Origin of the sequence: Lacticaseibacillus casei DSM 20011 = JCM 1134 = ATCC 393 (assembly GCF_000829055.1) — a bacterium.
Classification (GTDB): Bacteria; Bacillota; Bacilli; order Lactobacillales; family Lactobacillaceae; genus Lacticaseibacillus; species Lacticaseibacillus casei.
On sequence record NZ_AP012544.1, the window covers coordinates 1,913,321 to 1,926,123 of the forward strand.

Consider the following 12,803-nt stretch of genomic DNA (forward strand, 5'->3'; position numbering starts at 1 on the left):
GCCCCATCTGGCCTACGATTGCTCCGCCTTGGCACTAGTATCTTAATAACCCTACTGAATTATCCTAAGAGACCAAACTGCGAATGTATTCCAATATCCAAAAGGTTTTGTTCGCTCAGTCCAAATTAAAAACCGCCGTCAAGCTTCTGACTTGACGGCGGCTTTTTAATTCATGAGTATCGCGATCTTTCTACTTGCTGAGGCTTAAAATAACTGCCTAAATTTCCTGTCATATTTTGATGCCGATGTCTGTGCAGCGCTTTTTATTAGCGTGCAAAGGCAATCAGGCGCCAGTAGTCACCGACACATGTTTGTAAGGTGATGCGTTGACCACCGCCAGTACCGGTGATGTCATCCCACAGATCCTGACCATCCGCGGTGACCGCGTTCGGGTTAACGGTTGCTAACCGATAAACGTGATACGTGCGGGCTTGGCCGGCTGCATCCGTGACGGTGATCGGCGAACCGATGCCTAACGACAGCATTGCGGCAAACGCTCCAGGGTTGTGCCCGATAAAGTGCGTATTTTCGCCGCTGTTATTGCTGTAGTTAGCTTGACCGCCCCAAGTAGCAGCGCCATTAGCCGGCGCAGCATCCATACTTTCGTTACCAATGATATACGGTACGGTGACCCCAGCAAACATCAAGACCCGACTCGCATAAGTTGGTGCGGGTTGAACTTGTGGTTTAACTGGTTGCGCTGGTGTAATGACTGGTGCTGGCTTTGCCTGTTGAACCGGTGCTGGTGTTGCCGCCGGTGCAGAGGCTTGCGTCGTCGACGGTGCGGCAGCTGGTTTAGCGGCTGGCGCTGGTGTGGAAGCAACTGAAGCTTTTGAAGCTACCGATGCTGGTGTCGAAGCCTTGACTGCAATTTGGGCAGCTGGCTGTTGACTAGCAACGGCACCTGAAGCAACTGACCAGCTCGGATGGGCAACCGATTGATTAGCCGGTTGTGAAGCTGCCGTGCTGTTGAGCAGATCAACCTTTGTCGATGAGCTCGTTGCGGCTTGTGTTGATGCTTTTGCTGCCGGCGCAGGAGCTTTCGTAGCTGGCGCTGTCGTCGTACTTGCGGCTGGTGCCGAGGTGGTTACCTTGGCTGGAGCTGCAGGAGCACCAGAAACCTGGGTCTCGGTTGCCGTCTTCGTCGTTGTCACAGCGACAGCGGAAGAAGTGGTTGCTTTGCTAGTCGAAACCTGCGTTGAAGTTGCAACAGGCTGCTTGGTCGTTGTTTTGCTAGTAACACTGGCGACAACGGACCACTTCGGATGGGCAACTGCCTGTCCAGCCGGTTAAACAGCCGCCGTCGCGTCAAGTAAATCAACGGCAACTGTCGTCTTCTTAGCCGCTGCGGTAGCTGTTTGTTTGACAGCTGCAGTTTTAACAGTCGATAGTGTCGATGGCGTTCTCCTGCCAGCGGCGACTGTAGATGCGGTCGTTGCGCTTGCCTTGGTGGTAACAGCAGCTGTTTTAACTGCCGTTGTCTTAGCTTCGGTTTGACTTGCCGCTGAATTTGAAACCTGTAAACCAAAATACTTGAGTGAACTTACCGGTGCGTTTTTAACAACGGATACATGATATTGCGGTGTCGCCTTAACTTGCGTCGGTGACGCCGTTTGACTCGTCGTAACGCCTGAACCACTTGCTCCGTGCGCCAGCGTCTCTGTCTGTCCAACAGGCAGCGCCGCCAGTTTAGCATTAAGCAAATCGCTTGAAGCACTTACAGCATTAGCTTTCTCCCTTGTTGTGATACGCGATCCGGCCACGTCTTGATGCTGAATGTGATAGCCGACAGCTGATGTTGCCACCAGTCCGCTTGCCACAAGAGCGAAAGTCAACAGACTCTTGCGTAACATATAGACTCCCCCAGTCCATATTATGAAACTGACTTACCACATAAATTCTTTTTTAGAGATGGCCATCTCTTGTTTTAGATTATGCACAAATTAATATAGCGGGTAAACAAATGTGCTTACCTTTAGAAAGTGTCTTTGTTATTTATAATCAAAATAATACTCGCTATTAAGCCATTTACGCTTTATTATGCCATATTATAAAAGAAATATTTTTAAAACTTGGTTACGGGCATTGACTAACGACCGTTGTTTTTCGAGTACAGGTGCGCTTTTGAGGCAGACAAAGGTTAGCGTGATCTGTCCATGAAAAAACTCCCAGATGACAATCAAGTTTGTCACTGGAAGTCCCGTTCACATGATATCATGCCTACAAATTGCTTGCTCAGATACTGCCGCCGTGCACTTCAGTCGCGGCGACGGTCAAAATAAATGCATGCGGATCGACTGCATGGACCAATTCAATCAGCTGCTTGAAGTTGCTCTGCTCGACAACCACCATCAGCATTTCTTTAGCTTCATCGGAAAAGCCGCCAACAACTTGCTGAACGGTTAAACCATGGGACGTTTCATCGCGAATCTGCTGTTTGATCAGCGGCAGTTGGTCGCTCATGACATAGACCGCCTTTTTACGATCAAAGCCGGTTTCAACATAGTTCATAACCAGGCTGGTAATCGTCAAGGCAAACACTGCCAAGATAAACGCTTCGACGCCAGAAACCGGGATGTTAAACAACGACACAACAATATCGGTGACTAACAACATCAGCGACGGTTTTAGCCCGAAGTATTTTTTAAAAATCAGCGGTGGCACCGTGGTTCCGCCGCTTGAGGCATCCATTTGGTACAGCAATCCAACGCCGAACGCGAAAACAACACTGCCAACAATGATGGCCAGTAACCGATCGCTCACTAGGTTGATCTCAGGCGTGAGCCACAACAACAGCGGCAACATAAAGCTGCCGAATAGAATCCGCTTAAGTGTGCTGCGATCAAGGAAGAACCACGCTAACGCCAACATACACAGGTTGACGCCCATGGTGGTGATTCCCACCTGAACACCGGCTACTTCCTGCACCAGAATGGCAATACCGGTTGCCCCGCCTGCTGCCACCGCATGCGGTGCGTAAAACATATTGATGCTCACCGCAATCAGCGCGAGCGCAAGTATGATCCACAGCCATTTCAGCACGGGATGCCGCATCGTTTTCTGCATCAAGCCACCCTTTCCGTTTGGGTTTCATCCGTTTCTTATCATATTAATAATATACGGGAAAAGTAACTTGTTGACAAACGCAATTGTTAAGAGCGCCAGCATGTGCGTTTTCTTAGCTGATAGACGAGTTTTGTTTAATCTCCGTTACGCAGTTCAGCCAACCGCCGTTTCAAAACTTCGACTTCTGCTTGAAGCGCCGTGCCAATATCGGTTTCTGCCACCGTGCGACGGCGCGCTTCAGTTTCAACAACCCGCCGTGTGGAAATAATGTCGGTCAGATTGGCAATGGCATCCGCCTTCGTAGTAAACGGTTGGTGCGTCACCAGCTGCATCCCATAGGAATTGTCCAGCAACGTATAGCCGCCGATCCCAGTCGTCTTTTGATAAGGTTTGGAAAAGCCACCATCGATGACAATCATTTTGTTATTCGCCATAATCGGATCGGTACCCTTTTTCACCGGGGTGTGGCCATTAATCACGTGCCCGACTTCCGGATCGAGGACGAACTCCTCCAAAATTTTCTTGATAAAATCCGGATCCTTGCGCAAATGATAATAAGGATTGCGGCCTTCCACATGGGTCGCAGGATCCTTGATAAAGTACCGTTCAAACGTCGTCATGTCGTGCTTGCCAAAAAGCGGTGAATTCGGTCCGGTCCACAAATACCATAACAAGTCAGTCGCCAAATCGGCCTTTTCATTCGGTTGACTGTACGCCAGGCGCAAGTTGGCTTCCAGCATGTCAAATAATTGACGGCCGGCATAAGTGGTGCCATCAATGGTTAAGCCGATAAAATTGCCATCTTCGTCCACAGGCACACACCCATGCAACAGCAGATTGCGATTGTAGCGCAAATACATACTGCCGCGATTGATCAGGAAATCCATGTGACGATGCAGCTTTTCGGAATGCGTGAACGACTCCACCAGCGAATCAATGACTTCCTTTTCCTCTGGCAATAAACGGTACGGATCGGCGGGATCGACCGTGGTGAAGCAGCCATTTTCAATCGGATAAGTATGGCCATTAAGCTCGATCGTAGCAAAATCCGGTGCGAGTTTATCCAGCAACAACCGGTGATCCATCTCAAACTCGGGCCGCCGTTTAATCGTTGGACCCTCAAGCTTGAACTGAATCATCGCGATTGCTTGATGAATTTGGGTGATCTGCAGGCGCTCCGCCTCGGTAATCGGGCGATCCGACCGCCCCAACTTTGGTGAAAATGCCGGATTATCCTGATAATATTGCTCCGCCAACCGCGCCAGGTGCCGCAAGTTAATCCCATAAACGTCTTCCAGAATGCTCAGGTTGTTATACCGCGCCGAAATCCGCACAAGATTGGCAATACACAACGCCGATCCCGCTGCGCCGCCAATCCATAAAATATCATGATTGCCCCATTGAATATCCACCGAATGCCGTTGGTCGCGCCGAATCAGACTTTCAACAACCTGATCCGGGGCCGGTCCCCGATCGTAGATATCCCCGACAATATGAAAATGGTCAACGGTCAGCCGCTGAATCGTTCGGCAGGTGGCCTCAATCCATTCATCTGCCTGCTCCAAAACAATCAGGTTATGAATGATCTGCCAGTAATAGGCCAACTTGTCCTGCATCGAAGCATCGTTATACAGCAGCTCTTCGGTAATATAAACAAACTCCGGCGCCATTGCCTTACGCACCTTCGAACGCGTATACTTCGTCGCCGTAAAAGCCAACAACCGGATCAAGCGCCGAAAAGTGGTCAGATACCACTGCTGCAGATCGTCACCATCCATCTCCTGATGAATCGCAGCCAACCGTTCAGACGGGTAATACACTAAAAAGGCAAAGCGCTGCAATGTCTTCTCAGTCATTTCATCCCGAAAACAGGATCGGATCTTGCTTTTGACATTGCCGCTGCCATTGCGCAAGACATGCTGAAACGCATTATATTCCCCGTGGATGTCACTCATAAACGCTTCTGTCGGCTTAGGTAGATTCAAAATTGCCTCTAGATTAATAATCTCGGTTGCAATGGCTGGAATCGTTTGATATTTTGCCGTCAGCTCACTGTACAAATCCATGAAATAGCTTCCTTTCACGTAGACCAATTTTTGGCTCATGGCAATATGATAGCATATTTCAGAATTTTGTATACGGTTTCACCACTTTTTGAAGGAAATTCATCATATGACGGTGGTAGCGCCATTAGCAACCGGAACATAACCACTGCTTTTTAATTGGAACTTTTCGAAAGATAAGCTGATTAAGGTAACCCGAAAACTATACCAACGATTTCAAGCTCAGTCGCTAAGTTTTGTTGATCCGCTATTTTCAAAAGCGTACGCAAACAAAAAAAGTCTCATCTGCCAATGTCACAGACGGGACTCTTTAATGCATAAACCTAACTTATCAAAATTGCTCGTTGCCGAACCCTTCACACACTCGAAGTGTTCAGCAACGCTGCCCACAACTTTTGCCGGCGAACTTCGCGCGGTAAGAAGACGCGGACTGAATCTTGGTTAAACCCGAACAATAAGCGCCGATCGTCTACAATGATCGGCCGACGGAGAATGGCTGGCTGCTTAGATAACAAATCAACCGCTTCTTTAAGTGACAATGCATCAAAATCAACATCAAGGGCCTGAAACGCCTTTGAACGCCGTGAGACTAAACTATCGATGCCATCTTCCGATCGGGCCAACAGTTCCAAAATCTGCGCTTTGCTGATGCCTTGTTTCGACAACGAAATCTCCTCAAACGGCAGTCCGTTGGCTTCTAACCACGCTCTAGCTTCGCGACTCGATTTTGACGAACCTGATGTATACAACTTGATCATCCAATCACCCCTCAACAAAACGATAATATATCTTATCGTTTCTCTGCTAATACCGCCCACGTGTTCAATGCTAACAACGTTCACAAGTCCTATGATGATTTACTTACGACACCATTTTATTATCCTAATAATAATTTAACACATTCAGGCACTTATGACAATAAAGACACTCTCATGCTATGTGACTGGGGTTTCAGCCGTTTAGCGACGTTGACCAACATGAATCTGGTCGTTAAAAAATGAACGGTTGAAGTCAAAGTCATGATCTACAATAATTAAATAACAACGATGGCGCCTAAATTAGGGCCTGCTCCCTTTGTGAATTTTTAGCATGAAATCTGATATTTCAGTTTCGTATCACCGGTTGGCTTACATCAAATTTAGCACAAGCTTATATCGCTTTCAATAACAATTTTTGAAAAAATAATTTGCGATTACTAACATTTAAATATTTTTGCCAAATATCAGTTCTTTAAAAGCCTTGTGCGCAAGGCTTTTGCACTACCTCAAGCAAGCAACAGGGAAGATTTTCGCTCGAAAAAGGACGTGCACAATTTATTTTAAATTTTATTATACAACTTTCTTGAGACCAAAAAAAGCCGCCAAGCGTTTTCGCACTTGACGGCTATGAAGCATACCCAATCTAACGGGCGGTTTTAATTTAAATGTTTTGGCGAGATACGATTACTTTGCGCCAACGGCTTCTTTCTGAGGCTTGCGCCAGTCGGCTGGGCTTCGCTGATGACGATGGTGTCGTCAACCAGATCCGCTTGCAACTTCTTCGCCTTGAGATGATCCAGATAGAAGTCGGTTACCTTATCACGAATATTACGTTCAATGACCCGCCGTAATGGTCGTGCACCCATCGCTTCATCGTAACCTTGGGCAATTAACCAATCCTTAGCTGCCGCAGTCACTGTTAAGGTGATGCCTTTCTTAGCTAAGGTCTTGTTGACGTCTTCAAGCATCAGGTCAACAATCTTGCCTAAGTCCTTCTTGGTTAAGTGACTGAATTCAACAATACCGTTGAACCGGTTCAGGAATTCAGGACGGAAGTAAGGCGCCAACCGCTTCATTAAGTCTTCGTCCTTTTCCTTCTTGCCAGTTAAGGTTTCGTTGCCGAAGCCAGCATTGGAAGTGGCAATGATGACAGTGTTCTTGAAGTCCACAACATTGCCTTGGCCATCGGTAAGCCGACCATCGTCTAAAACTTGTAACAACAACGTCAAGACTTGTGGATCAGCTTTTTCGATTTCATCGAGCAGAACGATCGAATATGGATTCCGGCGTACCTGCTCAGTCAGCGTGTTCTTGTTGTCGTTGTAGCCAACGTACCCGGCACTAGTACCAATCAACTTGGATACGGCGGTACGATCGCTGTACTCAGACATATCTAAGCGGATAATCGCATCTTTGCTGCCGAAAAGATCCAGTGCCAACTGCTTGGCTAATTCAGTCTTCCCGACACCGGTTGGCCCAACGAACAGGAAGCTGCCAATTGGCCGGTTGCCTTCATCGAAACCAGCCCGATTCCGGCGAATGGCCCGAGCCACCATATCGACGGCTTCATCTTGGCCAATGACCTTGCCCTTCAGGCGCTTGCCAATGCCATTCAGACGTTCAATGTCAGACGCCCCAAGCTTCGATACCGGAATGCCGGTCAACCGCTCAACCGCCGCAGCGACATCATTCGGGGTTGCCACAACAGGCTTCTCGTCGTTCGTTCCTTCAAGCTGATGTTGCTTGTCGGCAATCTCCTTCTTAAGGCTGGCGGCCTTTTCAAAGTCTTCAGCCTTCGCCGCTGCATCCTTTTGGGCGTTCAGATCCTTGATTTGCTTCTCCAGTTCAACCTTGTCGACAATCGGATGCTTGCTTGCCAGATGTGCCGCGGTCATATCGATCAGGTCAATCGCTTTGTCAGGCAAAGAACGCTGTGGAATATACTGAATGCTGTAATCCACCGCTGCCTTCAAAACATTTTCCGGCAACTGAACGTGATGGTGTTGTTCGTAAAGCTTCTTGACACCTTCCAAAATCTTGACCGTGTCCGCAGCGCTTGGCTCGTTGATGGTGACATCGTTGAATCGACGCGCCAATGCGCTATCCTTCATGATGGTATTGCGATACTCGTCTTGGGTGGTCGCGCCAATCACGGTAATCTCACCGCGAGACAATGCTGGCTTGATAATATCGGCCAAGCCCTTGCCACCCGATTCTTCGCCACCAGTTGCGCCGGCACCGAGAATTTGATGGATTTCATCAAAGAACAGAATGACATTGCCAGCAGCTTTCACTTCTTTGATCAGATTCTGAATCTTCTCTTCAAAGCTGCCACGATATTGTGTCCCAGCTTCCAGATTCGACAGATCAATCGACCAAATCTGCTTATCCTTAATCGCTTCTGGCACGTTACCCTTCACAATCGCCTGCGCTAAGCCTTCAACAACCGCCGTCTTGCCGACACCGGCATCTCCGACCAAAATCGGATTATTCTTCGTGCGCCGACTCAGAATCTCGGCAGTCTCTTGAATTTCGTGCTCCCGGCCAATAACCGGATCAAGCAAACCATCCTTGGCTTCCTGCGTCAGGTTGCGACCAAGCTTCTCAAGGATACCGCCCTTCTTGACGGCCTGTTCACCAGTGGTCGCAACCGGAATTTCATCGCCCTGCTTCGGCAACTGACCAGTCGCACGATACTGAGCAAATTCATCAGGCGTCATTTCGTGGCCGTTGACCACATACCGGGCTGATTCACCTTTACCCATTCCTTGAAGCATCTGATTAAAAATATCGTCCATATCATGATTGTTGAAAAACGGATCGTTAAAGTTTGTCATAGCTGAATTCCTCCTTGTTGGGAATGTGCGGGGAAAAGGCGGTGCGTTTGGTATGGTTCTGTGCAGAGAAGTTTGATACTTCTCTGAAAACGCGTTCACCAGCCCAGAGACCTCCGTGTAAGGGCCTCAGGCGCAATGGCCTGGGCTTAGGCCATTGCGCCTTTTCCTTGTTTACATAATGTATTATAGCACGAAATTAGCACTCTAACAAGGTTAGTGCTAATTATTTCAGAAATATTTTTTTTCAGGCAACTTAAAGTATCAATACCGCGACAGCAGCCGCTTTTCAATTTTCCGCTCATTAAACCGCATTAGCGGATCACCATTGACCAGCGCCCGGGCGTTGTCTTCGAAAATCTTAGCCTTCTTTTCGCCACGTTTACGCTCCAGGCGCTTGAACGCTGCGGACATCTCATAACTACGACCAGGCAAGTGATGCGCGTCAGAGGCAAATACATGTGCCAGGCCTGCGTCAATAATGTCCTCTGAAAATTGCTGAACCTTTTTGCCGAACGTTCCGACATAGCTGCTGGCGGTCACTTGTGCAAACGTACCACGCTCAATCATTTGATAGAGCAAACCCGGATGCTTCATCAGCCGAGTGTTCCGTTCCGGATGCACAATCACGGGCACCATCCCGCGTTGCATCACTTCAAACAACATATTCTGCGTATAAAGCGGCACATCATCAGACGGAAATTCGATCAAGACATAGTGGCCGGTTACGTCGCAAGTCAAAATGTCGTGGTGGTCAATCGCTTCTAACAGGTCGCCATTAATGCGGACCTCTTGGCATGGAAAAACCGTTAGCAGAATATCGCGTTTTTCCAGCTCATTTTGAAACTCGTCCGTTAACCGAATCACATCCGCTGCATGATTCGTATAATGCCCATTCATATGATGCGGCGTCATCAAAGCATGCGTAATCCCGTCGGCAACCGCCGCTTTCGCTAATTCCAGTGAAGTCGTCAAATCTTTTGAGCCATCATCAATTCCCGGTAACATATGGCAATGCACGTCAATCATCATTCAGTTCCCCTTCCAATACTACCTAGTATCTATTGAAGCGCTGCCAACGTCAAATTGTTTTTTATAACAGTTTGTTAACGATTCGCAATAGATCAGCGAGATAGCACACTTTGCGGTATAATATCAAAAGATTACGGAGGAAATGAGGTTTAGAAATGAAAAAGATCCTAGTACGCGTTCTGCTCGTCGTACTCGTTGCCGCTCTGGGGTTTGGCGGTTTCGTGTACTATATGGTTCATAATTCAACATCGCAAATTTATTCCTATAATAAGAAGACCAACAAATCTTCAGACGACAAAACCACCAGCGGAAAACCCGTTGCTTACTTACTACTCGGTACCGACACCGGTGAACTTGGCCGTTCCTATAAAGGCCGCACCGATACTATGATTGTGATGGTTCTAAACCCGAAGTCAAAGACAACCACCATGCTTTCGGTACCGCGTGACACCAAAGTTACTTTCGATGATGTCACCATCAAAATCAACGCCGCCTATTCCTACGGCTCCTCTGACACGGCCATGGAAGCCGTTGAGAAGCTCTTGAACATCAAACTAGACGGTTACCTACTTGTCAACATGAAAGGCCTAGAACAGATGGTAGATGCCGTTGGCGGCGTCACTGTCACCTCACCACTGAGTTTCGACTATGAAGGTAAGTCCTTTGTTAAAGGACAGTCTTATGACCTCTCAGGTAGCGATGCGCTGAAGTTCTCACGTATGCGTTATGACGATCCTCAAGGAGATTATGGGCGACAGATGCGACAACAGCTTATTCTCACTTCGGTTATTGGTAAGTTGAAGAAGAATCCGACAACCGTAATTAGTCAGAAATTCCTAAATGCTGTTGGTAAAAACGTCCGCTCTGATGTTTCTCTTGGATCAGTTAAAAACCTGGCAACTGCCTATCGGGACGCCGGTAATACGATCAAGAGTGACCAACTGCATGGTACCGGAAAGAATATCGATGGTCAGGATTATGAAGTAATGTCAGACACTGAACTAACACGCGGACACAACGTGATTCAGGATGCGTTGGACGCAAAGTAAACAAAAAGCAGTGATGCAAGGCGCATCACTGCTTTTTGTTTACCCTTCCGAATTGCGCATTCTATTTATTAATAGTCGCTATGAACTCCTTCAAAGCATCTTGCCACGTCGGTATCTTAAAACCAGTTGCCTTCGTCTTGCTTAAGTCTAAGATAGAGTGCCGCGGTCGCCATGCTTTTTGCGGGTATTCAGCTGATGAGACAGGTTTAACTGTCACATCTTTATCAGCTAAAATTGCACTGGCAAACTCGTACCAGTTACAACTGTTGTCGTTAGATAAATGGTAAATGCCGTAATCCAGGTGGTGATCAACTGCAAACGTCATAAACTCTGCTAACGTTTTGGTCCAAGACGGTCGGCCATACTGATCATCGACCACTGTCAACTCTTTGTGTGTCTTTGCAAGATTCAACATCGTGTAGACGAAGTTGTGTCCATATTCCCCAAAAACCCAAGACGTCCGAATAATATAGTACTTTTTCAGGTATTTTTGAACTTCCTGTTCGCCTTCGTATTTTGCCCGGCCATATTCATTACGTGGGGCAGGCTGATCATCAACAGTATAAATTTCCTTGCTGTCACCATCAAAAACGTAGTCCGTGCTAATATAAACCAACGTCGCGTCAACGGCCGCCGCAGCCTTTGCCAAGTTTCGAGTGCCATCAACGTTAACCAGTTGATTAAGCGCCTTAGCTTCATCCTCAGCTTTATCAACGACTGTATACGCAGCACAATGATAAATGACGTCCGGTTGGTATTCCTTAACATACTGATCAACAACAGCTTCGTCAGTAATGTCAAGATCTTTTGCATCAGTTGCCCGATAAGAAATCCCACGATTATCTAACAAGTGACGTAATTCAGTACCAAGCTGGCCTTGCGCACCAGTAATCAAAATCTTCATGTATCTTCTCCTCGACCTCTTACATGTCAATCAATTGATATCTCGCATCAATGATCTTGTTTAGGAACCATCATTGACCATTTTTTTGATATTTTTCTTCAACAGCGGACTTCTCATCTTGCCACCAGCTGCGATGATCGGTATACCACTTAATTGTGTCCGCCAAGCCTTCTTCAAAGTCTGTGTACTTTGGCTTCCAGCCCAGCTCTTCTCGAGTCTTGGACGCATCAATCGCATAGCGCATATCGTGACCTGGACGATCTTTAACTTGATCATAGTAATCGGTCGGTTTGCCCATTAACTTCAAGATCAATTCAAGAACCGTCTTGTTGTCCTTTTCGCCATTGACACCGATCAGGTAAGTTTCACCAATTTTGCCTTTGGTAAGAATATCCCAAATAGCTGATGAATGGTCATTCGTATGAATCCAGTCACGAACATTTTTCCCGGTTCCGTAAAGCTTTGGTTTGATACCGCTCAGAATATTGGTAATCTGTCGTGGAATGAACTTTTCAATATGTTGATACGGACCATAGTTATTCGAACAATTCGAGATCGTAGCGCGTACGCCAAAAGAGCGTGCCCACGCATGAACCAACATGTCGCTCGCTGCTTTAGTTGAAGAGTATGGACTTGACGGATTGTACCGACTGTTGACCGTGAATTTCTCACCAGGGCCTTCTCCGTGGCCAGGCAAGTCTTCGCGCAAAGGCAAATCACCATATACTTCGTCCGTTGAGATATGGTGAAAGCGCACATCGTATTTGCGGGCGGCCTCAAGCAATGTGTACGTTCCAATTACGTTGCTATGTAAAAATGGGTCTGGATTAATCAGTGAATTGTCGTTGTGGCTTTCAGCCGCGAAGTTAACAACAGTATCAACTTGACCCATCAGTTTATCAACCAGCTCTTTATCAGCAATATCGCCGACTACCAACTTCACCCGATCGCCTAAAACATCTTCAATGTTTGCCTTGTTTCCTGCATAAGTTAGTTTGTCCAAAACCATAATCTGAACATCCGGATGGTTATTATAAACAAAATGAACAAAGTTTGAGCCAATAAAGCCCGCACCGCCTGTAATCATTAGTTTCATT

At 47.2% G+C, this 12,803-nt stretch carries 10 protein-coding genes; 1 reads left to right on the forward strand and 9 read right to left on the reverse strand.

Going from position 1 to position 12,803, the window contains the following annotated elements; genetic code table 11:
- Positions 1 to 266: 266 nt before the first annotated feature.
- The 7 genes from LBCZ_RS09380 to LBCZ_RS09410 all read right to left on the reverse strand — a co-directional run bounded on the left by LBCZ_RS09380 (position 267) and on the right by LBCZ_RS09410 (position 9,750).
- Positions 267 to 1,154, reverse strand: coding sequence for a sortase domain-containing protein (locus tag LBCZ_RS09380; RefSeq protein ID WP_025012890.1), 888 nt, complete (start codon positions 1,152 to 1,154; stop codon positions 267 to 269).
- A gap of 135 nt (positions 1,155 to 1,289) precedes the next feature.
- Positions 1,290 to 1,853 (reverse strand): hypothetical protein, encoded by a 564-nt coding sequence (locus LBCZ_RS09385; RefSeq protein ID WP_025012891.1) that lies wholly within the window; start codon positions 1,851 to 1,853, stop codon positions 1,290 to 1,292.
- A 382-nt stretch (positions 1,854 to 2,235) separates the two neighbouring features.
- The gene (locus LBCZ_RS09390; protein WP_025012892.1) at positions 2,236 to 3,066 is read right to left on the reverse strand and encodes a YitT family protein; all 831 of its coding nucleotides are present in this window, start codon (positions 3,064 to 3,066) and stop codon (positions 2,236 to 2,238) included.
- Positions 3,067 to 3,200: 134 nt separating this feature from the next.
- Positions 3,201 to 5,132, reverse strand: a complete 1,932-nt coding sequence (locus tag LBCZ_RS09395; protein ID WP_025012893.1) for a fructose-bisphosphatase class III — start codon at positions 5,130 to 5,132, stop codon at positions 3,201 to 3,203.
- A gap of 353 nt (positions 5,133 to 5,485) precedes the next feature.
- Positions 5,486 to 5,887: a Spx/MgsR family RNA polymerase-binding regulatory protein gene (locus LBCZ_RS09400; RefSeq protein WP_010491576.1), complete on the reverse strand. Its 402-nt coding sequence runs from the start codon at positions 5,885 to 5,887 to the stop codon at positions 5,486 to 5,488.
- 656 nt (positions 5,888 to 6,543) lie between these two features.
- Positions 6,544 to 8,724: an AAA family ATPase gene (locus LBCZ_RS09405; RefSeq protein ID WP_052253358.1), complete on the reverse strand. Its 2,181-nt coding sequence runs from the start codon at positions 8,722 to 8,724 to the stop codon at positions 6,544 to 6,546.
- Between the two features lie 261 nt (positions 8,725 to 8,985).
- Positions 8,986 to 9,750 (reverse strand): tyrosine-protein phosphatase, encoded by a 765-nt coding sequence (locus tag LBCZ_RS09410; protein ID WP_025012894.1) that lies wholly within the window; start codon positions 9,748 to 9,750, stop codon positions 8,986 to 8,988.
- A gap of 158 nt (positions 9,751 to 9,908) precedes the next feature.
- On the opposite strand from LBCZ_RS09410, the gene LBCZ_RS09415 reads away from it, so the two are divergent.
- Positions 9,909 to 10,802: an LCP family protein gene (locus LBCZ_RS09415; RefSeq protein ID WP_025012895.1), complete on the forward strand. Its 894-nt coding sequence runs from the start codon at positions 9,909 to 9,911 to the stop codon at positions 10,800 to 10,802.
- A gap of 61 nt (positions 10,803 to 10,863) precedes the next feature.
- Here LBCZ_RS09415 and rfbD read toward each other — a convergent pair whose 3' ends face one another.
- Both rfbD and rfbB read right to left on the reverse strand, forming a co-directional pair.
- A complete protein-coding gene (gene rfbD / locus LBCZ_RS09420; RefSeq protein WP_025012896.1) occupies positions 10,864 to 11,706 on the reverse strand; it encodes a dTDP-4-dehydrorhamnose reductase in 843 nt (280 codons plus the stop codon).
- 70 nt (positions 11,707 to 11,776) lie between these two features.
- On the reverse strand, positions 11,777 to 12,802 hold the full coding sequence (gene rfbB, locus LBCZ_RS09425) for a dTDP-glucose 4,6-dehydratase (RefSeq protein ID WP_025012897.1): 1,026 nt from the start codon (positions 12,800 to 12,802) through the stop codon (positions 11,777 to 11,779).
- Position 12,803: the final 1 nt, after the last annotated feature.